This window comes from Hyphomonas sp. J20-32, from assembly GCF_055808555.1.
The window spans coordinates 2010749-2030175 of the sequence record NZ_CM147873.1 but is presented as its reverse complement, the minus strand read 5'-3'; the positions used below and the strand labels follow the sequence as shown (position 1 = coordinate 2030175).

Sequence of the window (19427 nt, the reverse complement as noted above, 5' to 3'; positions counted from 1 at the left end):
ATGCAGATAACAGAACTCCGCATCGCCGGCTTCAAGTCGTTCGTCGACCCGCAAACCGTTCCCGTTGAACCGGGCCTCACGGGCATTGTCGGGCCGAACGGCTGTGGCAAGTCGAACCTGCTCGAAGCCCTGCGCTGGGCCATGGGCGCAAGCTCGGCCAAGGCCATGCGCGGCGGCGAAATGGACGACCTGATCTTCTCGGGTGCCCAGGGCCGGCCTGCACGCGAAACCGCTGAAGTGACGCTCGTGCTGGACAATTCCAAACGCACGGCGCCGCCTGAATTCAATTCTTCCGACACTCTGGAAATCGTCCGCAGGCTGCGCCGCGGCGCGGGCACCTCGTACAAGCTCAACGGCCGGACCGTTCGTGGCAAGGACATCCAGCTCCTGTTCGCCGACGCATCGACAGGGGCCAACTCCCCTGCCCTCGTGCGCCAGGGCCAGATTTCGGAGCTGATCGGGTCAAAGCCCCAGAACCGCCGCCGCATCCTTGAAGAGGCCGCCGGTATCGCAGGCCTGAATACGCGCCGCCATGAGGCGGAACTGAAATTGAATGGCGCCGAGACCAACCTCGAGCGTCTCACCGAAGTCTCCGCCGAGGTCGAGCGCCAGCTCGCCAGCCTCAAGCGCCAGGCAGGCAAGGCGCGCAAATACCGCCGCCTGACTGACGAAATCCAGGCATTGGATGCCCTCGTGGCACACCTTCGCTGGAGTGAAGCAAAGCTCGCCTGTGACATCGCCCGTGAAAAACTGGAAGAGTCGCGACGGGCCGTCGAAGATCTGACGCGCCAGGACGCGGTCTGCGAACGCCAGCGCATTGAAGCGGGCGAAGGCCTCGGGCCGCTGCGGGAAGCTGAAAGCCTCGCGTCGGCCAAGCTCGGCCAGGCCCGCATCGCGCTTGCCCGACTGGAAACAGAGCGCAAGGTCGCCGCCGATACGCATGCGCGGCTCGAAGCCGAGGCAGCTCGCCTGATTGAGGACCTTGAGCGCGAACAAGCTGCGAAAGCTGAAGCCGAAGCGGCGACGGAGAACGCTCGTCACGAATTGTCAGCCCTGCCGGTGATGGACGAAGCACGCAACGACGAGATTGAAGCGGAAATCCGCGCGTCGCTGGAGGCCGCACGCAACAGGCTTTCTGCCGCTGAAGAAGCCGCCGACGCTGCGCAGGAAAAGCTTTCCGAAGTGCGTGCCCGCCGGAAGGCATCTGAAGAGAATGTCGGCGCCCAGACTCGCCGCCGCGACCAGATCACCGCTGAAATCAATCGCCTGACGAATGACATGGCTGGCTTGGAAGATGCGGTCTCTCTCGTCCGCAAGCTGAAAGAAGCCAAGGATACCGAGGCACAGGCCGAAACTGCGCTAAACGACGCCGAACAGGCAGTCGAAGCGGCCGAGGCCAAGCTGAATGCGGCGCGCGAGGCGGAAACACGTGCCCAGCCACCGCGCGATGCCGCAGACAAGGACGTCCGCGCGCTTGAAGGTGAGATTGCCGGCTTGCAGAAGTTGCTCCGCAAGGCGGAGGGGCCAAGCGCCCCGCCAGTCGTCGACCGGATCCGTACGAAGGACGGTTATGAAAAGGCCGTGGCCGCCGCTTTGGGAGACGATATCGAGGCGCCAACCGACCGGAACGCCGCCATGTTCTGGAGCGGCGCTGCTGCTGCCAGCCAAGCCCTGCCCCACGGCGCAACTGCCTTGGACGCATTCGTGGAAGCGCCTGCCGAACTGGCTGCGCGTCTGTCCCAGTGCGGCGTTGTTGATCATGCCGAAGGCGCTCGCCTGATGGCTGAACTGAAGCCGGGCCAGCGCCTCGTATCGCGCGAAGGCCATCTCTGGCGCTGGGACGGGTTCACCCGAACACCCGATGCCCCGGTGAGCGCTGCCGCGCGTCTTGAGCAACAGGCTCGACTGGATGCTGCCCTCAAGGAGATTGAGCCCCTGCGCGCGCATCTTGAGCAATGCGCGAACGCCCTGACCCAGGCCCGCGACGCGCGTCTGGGCGCAGAAGAATCGCTACGCGGCCTTCGCCAGGCCATTGCGCCTGCCCAACGTGCATTGAGTGATTCCCGCACGCGCGTGACAGAAGCCTCGCAAGCGTCCGAGCGCGCTGCGATGAAACGCGACACGACCGGCGAAGCGCTGGCCCGTGCGAATGCAGACCTCGCCGTCGTGAAAGAAGCCCTGTCGCTGATGTCGCCGCAATCGTCGGCAGATGAAGAATCGGCCCTTGAATCAACCCTGACGCAAGCGCGTATCCGCGTGACAGAAGCGCGCGACGATGAGATCGAATCCCGTGGCCGGTTGACCGACATTACACGAGGTCGCGAACAGGCTGCCGCTCGGCGCGCCGGCCTTGAGCGTGACGTGGAGACATGGTCTGCCCGCACGATATCTGCCGGTGAGCGTGTCCAGCGCCTGCTGGAACGCCGCGCTTCTGCTGCAGCGGAAGCGATTGCCGCGAAATCCCGTCCGGAGGAACTCGCTGCGGAAATCGAATCTATGTCTGCGAATGTCGAGCGTCTTGAAAACGAGCGCAAGCGGACCGCAGACCAGCTTTCCGAGAAGGAAACGGCTGTTCGGGAATCTGAAACAGCCGCACGGCTGGCAGCGACTGCTGCATCCGAGGCCCGCGAGAGCTTCGCCGGATGGAAAGTCAAACTCGAAACAGCCGAAGGCCGGCTAGAGGAAAGCGTCGAGATTGCGCGCAACTCGTTTCAGCGCACGCCCGAGGGCCTGCTGGCGATTGCCGAATCGGGCCTTGACGAGGCCGAGATGGGCGAATTCACCCCCCGCGATGCCGAGCGCAAGGTCGAAGACCTGCGCCGCGAACGCGACCAGCTCGGCGGCGTCAACATGAATGCCGAGGAAGAAGCGGCCGAACTCGAAGAACGCCTGGGCAGCCAGGTGACCGAGAAGGAAGACCTGACAGCAGCCATCGCCAAGCTGCGCGAAGGCGTCGATGCGCTCAATGCCGAGGGCCGTGAGCGCCTTCTGGCGGCATTCGAAACTGTTAACGAGCATTTCAAGGCATTGTTCACGGCCCTCTTCCAGGGCGGGCAGGCCGAACTCCGCCTCGTCGACGCCGAAGACCCGTTGAATGCCGGGCTCGAGATATTCGCCCAGCCGCCCGGCAAGAAACTCGGCACGCTGAACCTGATGTCCGGCGGTGAGCAGGCGCTGACAGCGGCCGCGCTCATCTTCGCCGTGTTCCTGTCGCGCCCGGCGCCGATCTGCGTATTGGACGAAGTCGATGCCCCGCTGGACGACGCCAACGTCGACCGTTTTTGCAACATGCTGAACGAAATGCGCCAACGCACCGACACGCGGTTCGTGATCATTACCCACAACCCGGTGACGATGAGCCGGATGGACCGCCTTTTCGGCGTAACCATGCGCGAAAAAGGCGTTTCAAAACTGGTTTCTGTCGACCTTGAGGCGGCTGAACAGCTCGTTGCGGCGGAGTAGCGCAGACGCGAAGTCGGTAATTTCAATAAAAACAAGGAATTGAGTTTCTGCAATGGCGGTTGACTTGGGTCAGCCCCCCTCATAGTTTGCGCCGAAATCCGGGGGTATCCTCGTCGGCAGGGAATCGCGGCAGCGGAGCGCTTAAATTTATGTCCAGTGAGGGTCCAAACGGCCTTGGTGAGGAGATCGCCAAGGCAAGGGCGGCCCGGGCTGAACGGGAAGCGACCAAGCAAGCGGCGACCAGGGCAGACGATGGGAACATCTCGGCTGGGGCCTATGCCCTGCGATACGGTGCAGAATTCGGCACTTCGGTCTTTGTCGGTGGCTTTATTGGCTACTGGATTGACGTATTCGCAGGCACAAAGCCCTGGGGCTTGCTGATCATGGGGGCCTTTGGCTTCGCGGCGGGCATAAGAGCCATTATACGCGCCTACAAAGAGCTGAATGCTCTGGCGCTGAAACAGACACAGGGGCCGCAGGCTCCGGAAGACGGGAATTAGGACGGATGAACCTGTTTATGCCGAGCGTTGCGCTGGATCCGATCCACCAGTTCAAGATCACCAAATGGCTCGACTTCAATGTCGGGGGCGTTGACCTGTCGTTCACGAACGCGTCCGGATTCATGGCGTTCGGCGTCATCCTGACCATTGCGTTCTTCGGCTTTGCCGCTTCGAAAGGCCAACTCGTACCTTCGCGCCTGCAGTCACTGGCTGAAATCGGCTATGGCTTCGTGGCTGACATGGTCCGCGGGGCTGCTGGCGAGGAAGGCCTGAAATTCTTCCCCTTCGTGTTCACGCTCTTCTTCTTTATCTTCTTCGCCAACATGATCGGCATGGTGCCCTACGCGTTCACCACGACCAGCCACATCATCGTGACGGCCGCCCTTGCACTGCTCGTGATATCGATCGTGATCGGTTACGGTTTCTACAAGAACGGCTTCAAGTTCCTGAAACTCTTCGCGCCGTCTGGCGCGCCCTTCATCATCTACTTCCTGCTGGTGCCGATCGAGATCATCTCGTTTTTCGCACGCCCGCTCACCTTGTCCCTGCGTCTGTTCGCCAACATGCTGGCCGGGCACATTATGCTGAAGCTGTTCGCAGGTTTCACCGTTGCCCTGATCGCCGCAGGCGGCGCGTATGTCGTGATCGCACCTTTCGCGTTTGCCATGGGCGTCGCCCTGAATGCGCTGGAATTGCTGGTCGCAGGCCTGCAGGCCTATGTCTTTGCCATCCTGACCTGCGTTTACCTCAACGACGCGCTTCACCCCTCACACTAGAGACCACTTCGCCGGTGCGGCCACATGGCCACACCAAACCGCTTGACGCCGCAGACGGAACACGCTTCACGAGCGGCACTTTGTAGAACTACAGCATTCCCATAAGGAGATCCCCATGGAAGGCGATATCACCCTCGGCCTCAAATATGTTGGCGCAGGCCTCGCAACGCTCGGCATGATCGGTGCCGCTATCGGTGTGGGTAACATCTTCGGCTCGTTCCTCGACGCCGCCATGCGCAACCCATCGGCTGCGCCTCAGCAGACCGGCAACCTCTTCATCGGTATGGCCCTTTCCGAAGCGCTCGGCATCCTGTCGTTCCTCGTCGCCATCCTGATCCTGTTCGTCGTCTAGGCATCATTTGCCTTGGGGCTGGCGGCGCCGCCGCCGGCTCTCACGACTGGACACGAAACCGAGGACTTTCCGATGCTGATCGCATTGCTTGCAGAAACTGCGGCCCATGGGGCAGAACACGGCGCGGCCGGCAAACCGCCTTTCCCGCCGTTTGAAACTTGGCACATGCCATCGCAGCTGTTCTGGCTGGCGGTGCTGTTCAGCATTCTTTACCTCACCATGTCGCGGGTCATCCTGCCGAAACTGTCGGATACGCTGGAAAAGCGTTCCGACCGGATCGCATCCGATCTCGACCAGGCTGCTCGCCTGAACGACCAGGCAACGGAAGCCCAGCAGGCCCTTGAACTGCGTGTCGCGCAGGCCAAGGCCAAGGCCCGTGAAACGTCCGACAAGGCACGCGGCAAGATGGATGCCGAGATGGCAGCCGAAACGGCCCGTGTGGATGCAGAGCTTGAAAAGAAGCTGGAGGCCGCCGACACGCGTATCGCCAGCCTTCGCGCCGACGCCATGAAGAACGTCGAACAGATCGCTGTGGATGCAGCAGATGTGATTGTCGGCCGGTTCGGCGTGTCAGCTTCCAAGTCCGATCTGAAAAAAGCCGTCACGACGGCGATGGAGTAAGCAGATGCGGCTCACACAACACATCCTGACCTTGGGCGCATTCTCGACCATGGCCACGCTACCGGCATTCGCCGAAGCTGAAGGTCACGGTGAAGGCTTCATGGGCGGTCTTGCCTATGCAGCCAGCGATCCTGTCACCCTCGTCGCCTTCCTGGCGCTTGTTGTCTTCCTCCTGATTGCTGCCCGCATGGGCGCATTCAAGACCGTCCTTGGCGGTCTCGACTCCCGCTCAAGCGCGATCGCGGCCGAACTGGAAGATGCCCGCAACCTGCGTGAACGTGCTGCCGAGGCGCTCGCGCTGGCAGAACGTCGCCAGCAGGACGCGGACAAGGAAGCCGAGGCCATGATCGACCAGGCCAAGGCCGACGCGAAGCAGATCATGAAAGAGGCCCGCAAGGATATCGCAGACCGTCTCGTGCGGCGTGAGGCGCTTGCAGAAGCCCGTATCGCCCGCGCCGAGGCCGAAGCTACCGAGCAGGTCCGCCGCGCCGCAGCCGATGCCGCCATCTCGGCCGCGCGTCGCATCCTCAGCGAAGATACCGGCGTCGACCAGTTCGAGGCCGCAGCGCGCGATATCGACCGCGCGCTGAGCTAGGTTCTCGAAGCCACTGGAACAAATAAAAAGCGCCGCCGGACTGCGATCCGGCGGCGCTTTTTTATTCGGGGAGACTCCCGGGCGCTTATTCGTCTGTGTCGTTGATGATCGGCCCCGGCTGGAGCACCTCGTTCATCAGGGATCGCGGGACCTGCCCCGATGGACAGGTCGCGGCAACTGTCACGCTGTTGCTGATAGCCGGCACCGCGGCCCCAGCCCCCGCTGTGATGGGTTGCGACCGGAAAAACCAGGCAAGGACCAGCATGCCAAGGATCGCCAGGCAGATCGCCGCCATCGTTCCCCAGCCAATGGCGCTCTCGATATCCGTTGCCGGCTCGGGCACGACAGCCGGGCGGGCAGCCGCCGCAATCGTCATGCCCGCGACCGAGCGATGTCCATTACCGTTTGACGCCCCCTTCAAGGACGCCGCAGCAAGCACTGCAGCGCCTTGCGCTGCCGGTGCGGGCGCGGGCTTCATGCCCAGGTCTTTTTCGCGCTGTGCCTTTGCGTGGAGCGCCAGCGGATCGTTCGGGTGGGCAGCCAGCCAGTCGGCCCGTTCGTCCTCGTCCTTCGACCCGTAGCCCATCCAATCACGCAGGTCGGTGCGGCCGTCCCGGCTGCCAAGCTCTTCGATCGCCTTGTAGAACCCCTCAGGCGTCTTGCGGGACGTCATGCCCGCGATCGAATGCCGCTTGGCCGTCCGGAACGGTTCGTAGGGAATGGTCTTGTCGAGCGCCATCTGCACAAGCGTGCCAGGCCGGGAATGCCCGACCGAGGCTGCCGCCCTCACCCAATCGCTCTTCACCGCGTTATCGGACCATAGCACAAGCATGGATGTGGAGTTCGTCGCGTTACGCGCGTCCTTGGCGTCGAAGGTCTCATCGACCTGTTTCTGGTTGAACCAGACCTTGAACTTGAGGGCGCGAAGCCGCCGCGCGATCAGTTTCGCCGTGTCGCGATCTTCGTTCGCGGATACCAGAAAGACGTCATATGCCATGGGGTCATTCCTGCAACTTGCGTGCCGAGAATAGCAATCCTCTCCTGCTTGGCCACCGGATTCCGCTATCAGGCGACAAAACTGCCTGTTTTTATCAGCGAAATAGCGCTAAGGCCCCGCACAGACAGACAAGAAGAGGAGGCCGGAATGGGCTTCAAATGCGGTATTGTGGGCCTTCCGAACGTGGGCAAATCCACGCTTTTCAATGCGCTGACGCAGACAGCAGCGGCGCAGGCGGCCAACTACCCGTTCTGCACCATCGAGCCCAATGTCGGCGAAGTGGCGGTGCCGGAACCCCGGCTGAACGCGCTGGCGAAGATCGCCGGCTCCAAGGAGATCATTCCGGCCCGCATGAACTTTGTGGACATTGCCGGCCTTGTTGAAGGCGCCTCCAAGGGCGAAGGCCTCGGCAACCAGTTCCTCGCCAATATCCGCGAAACGGACGCCATCATCTATGTCCTGCGTTGTTTCGAGAATGACGACATCACGCACGTGCGCGGCACCGTCGACCCGATCGCGGATTTCGAAGTGGTGGAGACCGAACTCATGCTGGCCGATCTCGAAAGCCTCGAGAAGCGCAAGGCAGGCGTCGAGAAGAAGGCCAAGTCCGGCGACAAGGATGCCAAGGCGCAGGTTGCCCTGATCGACCTTGCCCTCGCCGAACTGAACGCAGGCCGCCCTGCCCGCAAGGCGACCGTGTCGAAAGACGACCAGCGCGCCTGGAACATGCTGCAGCTGCTGACCTCCAAGCCCGTGCTCTTTGTCGCCAATGTCGACGAGGAAAGCGCCGCCACCGGCAATGCCCACTCGGCGCGGGTCGTCGAGCGCGCCCGGGAAGAAGGCGCCGGTTGCGTCGTCTTCTCGGCCCAGATCGAAAGCGAGCTGGCCATGCTCGACGATGAAGACCGCGCCGAATACCTCGAAACGCTGGGCCTCGAAGAGCCGGGCCTGACACGCCTCATTCATGCCGGTTTCGACCTGCTCAACCTGCAGACCTATTTCACCGTCGGGCCGAAAGAGGCTCGCGCATGGACGATTCGGCGCGGCTGGACCGCGCCCAAGGCCGCCGGCGTGATCCATGGCGACTTCGAGAAGGGCTTCATCCGGGCTGAAACCATAGCGTTCCCGGATTTCATCGCCCACGGCGGCGAGGCCGGTGCCAAGGAAGCCGGCAAGATGCGCTCGGAAGGCAAGGAATACGTGGTCCAGGACGGCGACGTCCTCCACTTCCGTTTCAACGTCTAGGGCGCCTGCACCAACTAACGGGTGTTTCACGGATACGGGGGCTTGCGGTTGGCCGCCGGTTTCACTAGACGACTAGCTTGCGCTGGAGAGGTGGCCGAGTGGTTGAAGGCGCGCCCCTGCTAAGGGCGTATACGTTAACGCGTATCGAGGGTTCGAATCCCTTCCTCTCCGCCATTTAATCCTTTCGATGTGAAGTATTTATTGGGATGTAAGAATTGGCACCTCCATCTACCCCGCCAGAAACCCCGCCAGCCCCTTTCGGCGATAGCGCGTTCAAGTGCCCTTACTGCAAGGTGCTTTCGCAACAAACTTGGTACGAATCTGGTCTAAAATACTTATTCAGCAGGCGGCAGCTGACGGATACTGGCGCTCCCAACGGTCCCAAGCAATGGTTCGACCAAGTTCATGCTTCCTTTCCCACGCAGCTTAAAAGCCGGAGGCCGGCAATGGCCGACTCTTCGGGACAGTCCACACCCACCGTGCTTGGGTTGCACCTAAGTCAGTGCATGAATCCTGACTGTGAGTTGATAAGCATTTGGGTGGGAGGAAAACTGGCATTTCCGCCCAGCTCTTCCGCACCGTCGCCTAACGCGGACTTGCCGGACAATATTCGTCAAGACTATCTCGAAGCCGCATCAATTGTAACGAAATCACCAAGAGGTGCAGCAGCTTTGCTGCGACTTTGTATCCAAAAGCTTTGTGTTCACCTCGAAAAGGACGTCAAAGATCTAAACAATGCTATTGCCGAACTGGTCGAGGAGGGATTAGCGCCAAGGGTCGCGACGATGCTTGATATTGTGCGGGTCACAGGAAATGAAGCAGTGCATCCCGGGACAATGAACCTCAACGACGACGAGGCTACGGTTTCAAGGTTGTTCTTGCTTGTGAACTTGATCGCTGATGAACTTCTGACCCGTCCGCGGGAATTGGAGGCCGCGTGGCAATCCATTCCTCCTGAAAAGCGCGAGGCAATAGCAAATAGAAAGCCACGAAAATCGAAGATCATGAAAGAGGATGACGGCGGTGGGTGAAGATAACAAGTCTTCATCGTTAGGACAGAAGCTACTAGGTTGTGCATTGTTCTTCGCAATGGGGATAGCGATGACTGGATGGGCGGCCTACGGAACTTGGTTGCGGTTTGAAGATATCGCTTCTGCACCTGATCTGAACGGTGATGGTCGATTTACCTTACTGGATATTCCGCAAGCAGTCGGCTCAGTAATACTTGCAGCAGGAGATCAGTACCAAGCCTTGTTCGCGGAAACTACAATCGGCCAATTTCTCGAAATGCGGGGAGATAATCCTCGATGGATTTGGTCGACAATTCTGACTGTCGCTGCGTGGGGGCTTGGCCTCGGTTGGATATCACTTGCATGGCAGACGCTCACTGAAGAGTGACTACTCAAATCTAGGCCGGGCCTACTCGGTATGGCGCCGCCAAGGCAGCAACGGTCCGACGAGCCCATCGTCGCCGCTGGGCCTCCGCGATTTTTTCCAGCCCCTCAGGAGTTCTTGGTCCGGTACTTAGCCCACCATGTAGTTTACAGCGGCGCTTTCCTTCCAACCGTTTCGCTTTGCACGGTAATCCTCTTCGCGTTTTTGCTCCGCAAGACCTCTCTGGGACGATAGGCGACTTAGCCTGCTCTTCTAAATTCGCCATCCTGTCGGTTGCGACTAATACCCCATGACGCGGGCGCGCGTCGCGCGCGCGTATTGGCCGCATAATACCCTCATTGCGCTTGGTCCAACCGACCATCTTCCGCGTGTTCCGAGCTTTCACTTTCATCGCTCCCAGCATTCTAGCCGGTGCATACCCATAGACATCGACGCGTTCTTTGCGTTCCCAATATCTTACTGTGTCAGGATGAATGCCAGAAAGTTCTGCTAATGCAGGACGCGACAGTCCACGCGATCGTCGGATGGCTCTTAGTTCATGGCCCGTCATTACCTGCTCCCGATCACTTGTGAGGCGACAGGGGCGATTGGGGCGACTGCAGTCCGGATGCCCAATGCCGAAAGAAGGATCTGCGTCGCCCCGGCTTGGGCGACAACGGGGCGACACCGCTTGTTGTCCCGCAGTGTCGCCCCGACGTCGCCCCGCATCAGGCGACAGCTAAACCGCAGTGTGAATTCAGGTTCCAGCATTGTGTCGCCCCATTCGCCCCTGTCGCCCTACTCCGCCAGCAGGCCATGTTCGACGCAAAGCGGATTGAGTAGCAACCAACCCTCGTCCGTGATCCGGATCCAACCCGCCGCCTCAAGCAAATCCGTGGCTTCCTTACGATCTCCCACACGGCGCAGACCTTTAGGCCCTTGCCTGGAAAGCATACGAGCCTGAGACTGCCCCCCTCGCGATTGCAGCCACTGTGCAATGGTCAGCGCTTTGGCGGCAGCTCTATCGGCTGGTGCGACCTCTGATAGCCGGATCAACTCCTTCAAAAAGTAAGAAGTGATGCCAAGTGCATTCTGCATCGTTTCTGGCGAAATTTCGTCTTCCTGATTGAAGACCGCGAGCACGCCCGCAATCCTTGCCGCGTTCTCGTGCGCCTTGTTCGCCAGATCGGATTTTCCGGCCAAAAGGCCGCCATCGTTCATATTCTCTTCAATTTCGTTGAAGAACTCTCGTAGCAACTCCGAAGCGTCAGGCGTCATCTGTAGGGCTGAACGAACAACGAACCCTTCTTTGTTACGTCTCGCTGCTCTTTTTAGGAGGGCTTTAACCCTGTCCGCAAACTCACGGACTCCTGGCGTAATTTGATGCGTGTTCCATTCGGAATAGGACATCATACGTGTACCAATCGTAGAAGCCGGTTCGTGCACCAGGAATCGGGCCAGGATGCCTTGGCCAGTGGACATCGGATCGTTCAAAAATGGAGCCACGGCAACGCGCTGCCCCTGAAGGTGAACGGTCAACCGGTAGTCGCGTATTGTAGTCGTCTCTGACTCCTCTCCCGTGCCTTTGAGGCGCTTTGTGTCTGGCCGGGCATCCCAGAACTTGGACAACGACGTCAGCCCCTTCATCCGGTTTTCTCTCTGCATCGAGTGTCCGGACAAGAACCGGCCGGCTTCGTCGGTACTGAATGTTTGCGACGGATACCCTTCGACGAATCCTCTCGTAATTCCTTCAGTCGTTCCGTCATTCATCCGAATGCAGGGCGGTAGCGGTGCCCCATAGTCATTTAGGTCAATTGAGCCGTCGATCTTTTTCCCCGGATTAGCCTCTCGTTGACGCAGATGTTCCTCGAACTCGCCTATGCCCAAACTAGCTAGGTCCTCAGCACTGGACTTGCGTTCACCGCTTGCTGCGATGCTCAGTATGAAAAGTGAGAGCGGTCGTGGTCGTCCTAGAAACTCAACGTCCGCACGTCCCTGAGCCGCAAGGCTGGCAACGCCGAGCACCGCAGCCCCAGCTAGCCCGGCAGGACACTTGACCGTCCTTTGAATATCATCAGTGACGGTCTTCAACGGCCCCATGAAGGTGGAGTCAAAGGGTGTCGAGACGGTTTCGGGTTCGGTAAGAGGTTCGGGCTTTGGCCATTTAATCGTTTCGCCCATCGCAACGGACCGCACGTTATCGAGCTTGGCTTTGACGTTGTCAGTCATTGGCTGCCCTCCGGCAGGCGTCGTGGATGCGACACGCCAGTCTGAAGGCCACTTTCGATGGTTTGGTACGCAGCGGTCGCGCCGTCATCATTTGTGAGGCCGCAAGCTACGGCTGCGGCAACTAGACTTTCCCGAACGTGGTCGAGGGGCAAACCTCCGGCCGCGACAATGGAGCCGAGTGCTGCGCTCGACTTGAAGAGTTGGTCATTTCGGCCTCCGCGACCGCTTAGCCGGACTGCTTCAATTTCACGCTTGTAGATTGTCTCAACGTAGCGAGTTACACGCGTTGACGAGTAAGCCCGGACCTTTCCGAGTTTGATACGTTTTTGCACGGGTGGCGTCAGAGCCTCGACAAGCAGAGGGGACGCCTCGGGCAAGTCAGGCATCCAGTTGGCCCATTGATAGATTCCGTCTGCTCTTTGTGTTGGCGGTACGGTAGCAAGCCCACCCAAGCATCGGATATCGACACCCGAAACCGGAAACCGCCCAGCTTGAGCGGTCCAGTTTTTTGGTTTGCAGTCGTCTGGCAATGAGAACCAGAGATGAGCACCGCCTGATGGAGTGTCATAAATCGGACCGTTGGGAACGTCGAAAATATCATGCAGGGCATCCAAGATGTCGTACGCCAGCCAACTTCTGGCCGGCCGGTGGTCTATATCCAGGACGACGACGCCTGGAGGCAATGCAATTGCGAGGCGGCAACCTTGAAAGCATCGGAATAGTTTGAACGTTTCAGATTCCGCAACTTGCGGCGCATTCCGCCATTTCACCAGCGGGACCCCTGTATCTCGGTGAAGCGGCACGGGCTGCCAATCGGCTCGCCGCCATGCGAGAGCCGCTTCTTCGACGCTACAGCCTTGAGTGTCCGGCAACTGACGTCGGTGCTGTCCAGCAGGCTGAAGTTGACGTCCGTTGGTGCTTCCTGGGACCTCTTGAAGATGTGGCTTATCGTGATAAGTTCTATTCATCGCTCTCGTTCCTTTAGATGGAGTGACGCGCCTGCTCAAAGACGCAAGGATGCTTACCCGCTCCAGTGCAATGGAGTGGGTAGTTTGCTTTGTGATTCAGGCTGCTTTGTCGTTGGATTTACCCACTGGAAGCGCATCGATGTAAGCTTGCAGATCAACGGTGCGGACCAGGGTTCGTTGGCCTGCCTTCCGTGTCTGAAGACGACCGGCGTTGATCTCTTCGTACAGTTTCGATCGTCCCAGACCGGCAAGCCGACAAGCCTCTGAAACGGTAACGGCGATAGGGTCGAATTGGTTATTCGTGGTGACAGTCATGATGCTCTCCAAACAGCAACGGGTCCGTTCCCGTCTGTTCAGAGTTTTCAGCATAAGCCCTCACAGAAAAAGCGCGGTTTTCTGTGAAAACGCAGGCCCTTAGGAGTCAATTCGAATGGTTCTGGCTACCATACAGATCTCCGAGCGCTAGAGTTTCCAGAGACGTCAGCGCCCAAAAGAAAGTCGCAAATTGGTAGGATGTGCCTGCTGGCGCCAACAATCTATAAAGTAGAATTCTCAATTGCGGTTTACACACGACGTTAGTCGCTTGAGAGTTCTTGCCGTATCAAACTGCCAACGACGAAGAACTCACTGATAAGGGCAACTGCATTGACTATTGATTATCTGAACCAGTTTCCAATTCCAGTAGATCAGCTTCCGCATCGCTTGCGCAACTTGCTCGCGCCGATCGGCACCGATCCAACCCTTCGAGTCGATGTGAGTTCCCGATACCAAGCCGATCAACACGGTCCAAATCGCGAGTGCATCCATATGCTATTTGCGTTGGTGCCTGAGGCTAACCTCGCCGCCCTGAGTATTCCGAGAGAGACGGGTCATGGCGTTGTAAGTTTCTCAACACCAGACGTCGGCGAGCAAGGAGGCTTATCGGATTATAGCCCCTCCGTATCTAATTTCGACTACATCGTGGCATCATGGGGCGACGGGTCTTTTTACGGCTTCAATCTTGCGGAAAAAGTTTGGATGTCGCTGGGACTTTCGCCTCGTTGTCTTGGTGGCGAGCGACAGAAAATTATATACGACGATCTTTCGTTGCCGGTCTTCGGTGTTGTCGAGGGAGAGATCTCCACGGAGTATTTTTACTCTTCGAAACGAAACGTTTCGTGGACCATGTCGAATGAATACTTACGTCGTTATCTTTGGATGCGGGGCGCTTATGGCGTTCGGGCCTTCTATTACGAGGCGCAACTCCCTGACGTGCCGATTCTCCGGGCTCTAATGGCGGGTGAGCCCCATGTGTTGCTGCAGTCGGATGGCGGCTGGTATGAGCTTGATATTCGTGAGTACAACGGCTCGCTCCTCATAAAAGTCTGGGCGGTTGTCGTGGCAGTTGCTCCAGAGTTATGCTCAGAACTCAACGCCGAGGAACTAGTGTGGCCGGGACTGGCGGGACCAATGACACATGAACGAGCCAACGCTCTCGTTCACATTGTAAACGTGTACCTCGACGACCAGTTTCTCGAACGCTACGAGCAAAGCAGCCATTTCGACACTACGCCTAGTAGGGTGCACGGACGGTGGTATTGCAATCCGTCATATCGCGGGCAATGGAGCTTTACCGAATGTGAACGGGTCGGCCGCAACTTAGTTAAAGTGTCTATTCGGGAACTCTACATCGCGAAGCCCGATCGCGAGATAGTCCACGCTCATGCACATTTGATTGATCCCGCTCAGGTCGCCTTATTCAATCTGCACGAAGAGCATATTGTTTCAAAGACGCAACGCTACTTGGATCAGCTATTGGACTTGGGCGATAACCTCTCGGCGCTCAGTGCGGCGCTTGGAAATCCTAAGTTGCCTGTAGAAATCGTTGGCTATTCTCGCGAAGAGTTGCGGGCGAATGGCTGGCTAAACCATCCGGAGTTAGCTCGCATCGCTCAAGTGGCACCTCTCACTTTGACAGAGCAAGCCTTTCTCTCGCGGTGCAAGAACATCCATGAACTTTGGCAGCGCATACCGAACGAGTTCATAAGATCTCTGGTCGAGGCGGCCGGCCACTCGCGCCCAGCAACTCGTGGTCTTGGCAGCCTTAAACTTCTGCAAGCGCTGTCGAACATTCTTGAGCGCTTGAATAGGCAGGGTGAGCACGTCGACGCATTTGGAGCAGGCATGGAAGCCGATGACCTGACCGCTCGCAATGAAAATCTTGGCGCGCTTTTTCTGAATAACGATCTCCGAATCGCCGACGCACACGATGCTGGCGGGGTGCTGAGGACTCTAGAAGCTCTCGGTTTCGACGCAGCCGCGTTGAACGCGGGTTATGGCCGCGCTCTCGATCATGCGCTCGATCAAGTTGTGGAAGCGTTTTTACACTTGAATTCTGAGCTGAGACAGTTGCGAGAACGCTGAATCGGATTTTTCAAGTTTCTACGAAAGCCACGCGTGTTGATAAGATTAATCATGCTACTAGTTATCGACGCGAATTAGTAAACCCTTGAGCGGCGACGAGCTTATTCCGCCTTTTGATCCGAGGTATCAATGCTGCCCGGCATTCCTATAGAATCGAAAACGTCGCCCAGGCGATCAAACCCAGTCCACCCACCAGAACTCGATGTGCAAGATTCTAAGTTTGCAAAAATCGAACGCTGGGACTTGCAGCATGCGCTTGCTTCGACAGCTGGACTTATGACCGAATGCGATTTTCAGGTGCATGGAATTCGTCTCGATTGGCTTCAGCGAGTAATTTTGGCTCGGGCCAAAGGTTCAGAGAAGCCCAAAAGTGCAGAAATTCGAACGGAGCTCAATGGAGGAACTAGGCTTGGTCGAAGTGCCTATTTGGAAGATCCAGTTGAAGACTTTTTTTGCACCATCGTAGCGACGTCGCGGGGCGAGTTCCGTATTTTAACCGGACACTGGGAACATGCGCGCGCAGTAACTGAAACCGTACTTACGGCATTTGAACGCCTTCCTGACTCTGCTCAAAAAGCAAAGGCCCTTGATGCCGCCTATGCGCTACTGACGTTAAGCGAGCTCGTTTGCGATTTGTCCGGTTCTCAAACCTATTCTCTGCGAGACGGTCAACCTGGCAAAAACGTTCGAGTGCCTGGCAACACTCGATTGGCCGAGCTGCGGCGTCGTGTGAGCCTAAATACGGAGATGCTGAACTCATCGGCTATTCAAGTCGAAGAGCTCAAGCCGTTCCTCTTCCCGCTCGAAAGCATCCAAAGCATCCAAGACTGGCAGCCTGGCAATTCTCAAGCAGACTACCGACCTCTTCTGGAAATTGAGGACGGTATTGTCGTTATGTTTCCCGCCAGCCTGACATTGGCGGCTCGGATGCATCTTATTGAGGCGGTGTTACAGGGCGGCTTAGAAGATAAATTTCTTGAACACTCTCTTGAAAGCCAGGAGCAGTATTCTGAGCGCACGGGTTTTTGGCCAAAGAATCTCCCAAATCTCAGTCCGCCTCATGGAGATTGGCCTCGCGAGAACACCATCCAAATAGGCCCGGAACGGTATGTTCAAGTTGTTCAGATAACGGTACCCATGACCGGCATCCCGGAGATTGGTTTTGGTTCTTACGAACGCCTCGATTCAACAAAACAAAACGCGCTTGTTAAGGGAATAGAGGCATTCCAACATTTCTTGCAAGATCGACCAAAGCACGCCGAAGGTTTGACTGTCGTTCTTTTAGGTGGGTGGGGTCCTGGCTTTCAAGTGGCCCTGCCAAGAAACAAGCCTGACAACTGGAACGTGCTATCACTTCATTTCGAAGGAACCTCGCTCCTCGGCGCCTGCGGTGACGGCAGACTAATCGATCTTTGGCGCATTCTAAAACAAAAGGCCCTTCTCGATCGCGTCGGATACCAATTTCAGTATGCGAATGGAATGCTCAATCTCTATGGACTTTGGAAATCCACGAATGGAACATTGATTCCTGAACACTGGGCAGACGTTGATCCGCCATGCATCGTTTCATTTCCTACAAATCAGTTTTTGCAGGTCCGGCAAGACGGAGAGATCAAACAGGGTTTACGCTCTATCAAAACCATAGACGGCGATTACCTGATCGTTCAGCGGACTGAATGGGGCGATGACGACGAGGACAGCCAAATTTATGCATCGATGGTTGATGCCGAAAATGGACGCCTGCGCGGCGTAGTGTGCGAAGGTGGCCGAACTTGGTGGCTCGAAGTGCTTTCAGAGGACCCTGTCCGGTCGGAATGGATATTTCAGATATGGCGCGGGTTGCTATTTTGGATATCGGAAGTTCTCAAGAAAAAAGCTGTATCCAATGCTGAACCTTATGTACTTCAGGTGACGCTCCTTATAGGTGAGGCGCCGGATGAAGCGATCCCCGAGCACTTGGATCCAAAGCTGCTAAGCCAAACTATCAGCTTTCAACGCTCGGGACCGGGCAGCGGCTTGATCACTGTATCAAGGGATTGGGCGCCATATCTGAGTCTTAGAGAAAATGACGCAGAGCGTTTACTTGCTGCTAGGACACTTCAGGGATTCGCAATTGCTGAGGGAATCGACTTGCCTCTAGCCGACGCACTCGAGGAGACACGAAGTTCCATTCCTTCGACCGACTGGCGTTGGCTCCATGTCCGCGAAGCTCGAGATGTATTAGAACTTCTTGGTGCTCAAGGACTAATTCGACCGTTTCGTAGAATCCGCATGTCAGCGCATGCTCTAGCAAAAACGGCACACGTATGGGATTTTTGGGAGCGTTCAAAGGGAACTCAAATTCTTGGCGACGATGCGTGTACCTCTTTCCTAAATCAGTATTGCGACCATTTGCTTTCCAAATTGTTGGAACGGATACGTCGCTTTGACCGCCTATCATTAGCAACAATTTCTGCTCGTCTTTACCAATCAGCTCGAGCGGATAGTAGCCGTTGGCGGACAAGCATTCGAGCCCTGCGTACAATTGGCGGGGATCGCGCCAACGAAAACGCAATGAGAAGTTGGAGTGAATCCAATGCGGCTCAGCGGGCAGCGAAAGTCGTTTGTGAAATCGCTGCGTGTGAAGCGCCGCTTAACGGAGGGATAGCTCCCTCCCGGGACGACTTCGATGAAATCGCAGCACTAGCCTTGCTCCTCTTTGGCAACGGATCGTTGCTGGCATGCGTTCGAGCGGGCTTAACGCCGGCGGAGATCCGAATCAGCCCTGGAGGAGACTTACTCATCGACAGATCTCTGTACGACGACGTCTTCGTTCCGTCGGCAAAGCAGAGCGCTACGCAGGATTTGGATGAAGCTGCGGACGTTTATGCGCAACAGCGATTGCCGGAGCATTTCCCACAACGCGACGATGAGCTCCTGCGGGCAGCCCTTTCCGCTGAGTATCGCGTTCCCGCTGAAGTTTTTGGAGGACTTGGGTATGCCTTGGCAGATTTGGCATCGACCCATAGCAGCGATGTAATCACAGTGCGCCGCTCAGAGGTTCTCGATGCATTGAGGTCAAACCCCGAGTTCGACAAAGCGGACCTCATATCGCTACTCGACCGGCTAACGCTTGCACGTCGCGAACAGTGGACAGACCTCAGCGGGGCCATGTCAAATCGAGATTTGGACATTTCACGTTTCGATCGTCGGTGCTCATTAATCAATCGACCGTTGATTATGCTGGAGCAAGGACCAGATCCATTGCTTTTAGTGGCCCCGATTCTCATTTCGGACTCGGCTGCATATTGCATCTCCGGCTTAGATCACGGGCATCTCAACAAAAACTTCTGGGAAAGCAGCGAAGCAGTTAGCTTTGCTGGGAGGCGAGGCGCCGAATTGGGAGAAGAGTTAGAAAATGACCTTCAAATAAGGCTGAATGCAAGGGGTTTTCGGGTACTAAAGAGATGCACTCCTGCGTCGTTGACGAACCTTCCGAAGCAGCCTGGAGAAGGCGACGTCGACATCTTCGCTGTGTCTCCGGATGGCGTTCGCGCTTATTGCATTGAAGTGAAGAATTTACGATTTTGCAGAACTGAGGCTGAGGTAGCCGCCACGATGTCCAATTATAGAGGAGAAGTACTTGGCGATGGAAAACCTGACAAACTACTTCGCCACCTCAGGCGAGTGCGCCACATTCGTCAACACGCGAAAAATGTTGCCGAGGTGTTCGGACTTGCAGAGGAACCACTCATTCGTGGCCTTGTAGTAGTTCGCACTGTTCAGCCAATGAATTTTCTCAACCGAAGCGGCGATGCAGATGGTCAGTCATTCACGATTGAAGAAGTTGACCAAATAGTTCTATAGCGCCGTTCAGATATGGTGATCGGGGGCCACTCGGTCAGTATCAAGAAAAACAGCGCAAA

16 protein-coding genes and 1 tRNA gene are annotated in these 19427 nt (G+C 57.3%); 12 read left to right on the top strand and 5 right to left on the bottom strand.

The features are described 5' to 3' along the window. From smc to AC0L7I_RS09985, 6 genes are all read left to right on the top strand, one after another. Positions 1-3462 (top strand): chromosome segregation protein SMC, encoded by a 3462-nt coding sequence (gene smc / locus AC0L7I_RS10010; RefSeq protein WP_473396289.1) that lies wholly within the window; start codon positions 1-3, stop codon positions 3460-3462. 149 nt (positions 3463-3611) lie between these two features. Then, positions 3612-3962: an AtpZ/AtpI family protein gene (locus AC0L7I_RS10005; RefSeq protein ID WP_473396288.1), complete on the top strand. Its 351-nt coding sequence runs from the start codon at positions 3612-3614 to the stop codon at positions 3960-3962. Positions 3963-3979: 17 nt separating this feature from the next. Further along, a complete protein-coding gene (locus AC0L7I_RS10000; protein ID WP_473399137.1) occupies positions 3980-4738 on the top strand; it encodes a F0F1 ATP synthase subunit A in 759 nt (252 codons plus the stop codon). A 115-nt stretch (positions 4739-4853) separates the two neighbouring features. Further along, on the top strand, positions 4854-5090 hold the full coding sequence (locus AC0L7I_RS09995) for a F0F1 ATP synthase subunit C (protein WP_034737903.1): 237 nt from the start codon (positions 4854-4856) through the stop codon (positions 5088-5090). A 72-nt stretch (positions 5091-5162) separates the two neighbouring features. Next, positions 5163-5711: a F0F1 ATP synthase subunit B family protein gene (locus tag AC0L7I_RS09990; protein WP_473396287.1), complete on the top strand. Its 549-nt coding sequence runs from the start codon at positions 5163-5165 to the stop codon at positions 5709-5711. Positions 5712-5715: 4 nt separating this feature from the next. After that, complete coding sequence (locus AC0L7I_RS09985; protein ID WP_473396286.1) at positions 5716-6306, top strand: ATP synthase F0 subunit B; 591 nt, start codon at positions 5716-5718, stop codon at positions 6304-6306. An 85-nt stretch (positions 6307-6391) separates the two neighbouring features. Here the strand turns inward: AC0L7I_RS09985 and AC0L7I_RS09980 are convergent, their stop codons facing one another. Continuing rightward, positions 6392-7303: a toll/interleukin-1 receptor domain-containing protein gene (locus AC0L7I_RS09980; protein ID WP_473396285.1), complete on the bottom strand. Its 912-nt coding sequence runs from the start codon at positions 7301-7303 to the stop codon at positions 6392-6394. A gap of 147 nt (positions 7304-7450) precedes the next feature. On the opposite strand from AC0L7I_RS09980, the gene ychF reads away from it, so the two are divergent. The 4 genes from ychF (at position 7451) to AC0L7I_RS09960 (ending at position 9946) form a co-directional block, all read left to right on the top strand. Continuing rightward, complete coding sequence (gene ychF / locus AC0L7I_RS09975) at positions 7451-8548, top strand: redox-regulated ATPase YchF (RefSeq protein ID WP_473396284.1); 1098 nt, start codon at positions 7451-7453, stop codon at positions 8546-8548. Between the two features lie 84 nt (positions 8549-8632). Next, positions 8633-8722, top strand: a tRNA-Ser gene (locus AC0L7I_RS09970). Positions 8723-8994: 272 nt separating this feature from the next. Beyond that, positions 8995-9579, top strand: a complete 585-nt coding sequence (locus tag AC0L7I_RS09965; RefSeq protein WP_473396283.1) for a DUF4145 domain-containing protein — start codon at positions 8995-8997, stop codon at positions 9577-9579. After that, positions 9572-9946: a hypothetical protein gene (locus AC0L7I_RS09960; RefSeq protein WP_473396282.1), complete on the top strand. Its 375-nt coding sequence runs from the start codon at positions 9572-9574 to the stop codon at positions 9944-9946. The genes AC0L7I_RS09965 and AC0L7I_RS09960 overlap by 8 nt, the downstream gene beginning before the upstream one ends. A 10-nt stretch (positions 9947-9956) precedes the next feature. Here AC0L7I_RS09960 and AC0L7I_RS09955 read toward each other — a convergent pair whose 3' ends face one another. The 4 genes from AC0L7I_RS09955 to AC0L7I_RS09940 all read right to left on the bottom strand — a co-directional run bounded on the left by AC0L7I_RS09955 (position 9957) and on the right by AC0L7I_RS09940 (position 13434). After that, positions 9957-10208, bottom strand: coding sequence for an HGGxSTG domain-containing protein (locus AC0L7I_RS09955; protein WP_473399136.1), 252 nt, complete (start codon positions 10206-10208; stop codon positions 9957-9959). 512 nt (positions 10209-10720) lie between these two features. Further along, positions 10721-12151 (bottom strand): YfjI family protein, encoded by a 1431-nt coding sequence (locus tag AC0L7I_RS09950; RefSeq protein WP_473396281.1) that lies wholly within the window; start codon positions 12149-12151, stop codon positions 10721-10723. Beyond that, the gene (locus AC0L7I_RS09945) at positions 12148-13119 is read right to left on the bottom strand and encodes a bifunctional DNA primase/polymerase (RefSeq protein ID WP_473396280.1); all 972 of its coding nucleotides are present in this window, start codon (positions 13117-13119) and stop codon (positions 12148-12150) included. Before AC0L7I_RS09945 ends, AC0L7I_RS09950 begins: the two co-directional genes overlap by 4 nt. A 96-nt stretch (positions 13120-13215) precedes the next feature. Further along, complete coding sequence (locus AC0L7I_RS09940; RefSeq protein WP_473396279.1) at positions 13216-13434, bottom strand: helix-turn-helix domain-containing protein; 219 nt, start codon at positions 13432-13434, stop codon at positions 13216-13218. A gap of 330 nt (positions 13435-13764) precedes the next feature. Between AC0L7I_RS09940 and AC0L7I_RS09935 the strand changes: the two genes are divergently transcribed. Together AC0L7I_RS09935 and AC0L7I_RS09930 are read left to right on the top strand one after the other, a co-directional pair. Further along, a complete protein-coding gene (locus AC0L7I_RS09935; protein WP_473396278.1) occupies positions 13765-15522 on the top strand; it encodes a hypothetical protein in 1758 nt (585 codons plus the stop codon). A 129-nt stretch (positions 15523-15651) separates the two neighbouring features. After that, entirely contained in the window at positions 15652-19368 is a 3717-nt protein-coding gene (locus AC0L7I_RS09930; RefSeq protein WP_473396277.1) for a nuclease-related domain-containing protein, read from the top strand. Positions 19369-19427: the final 59 nt, after the last annotated feature.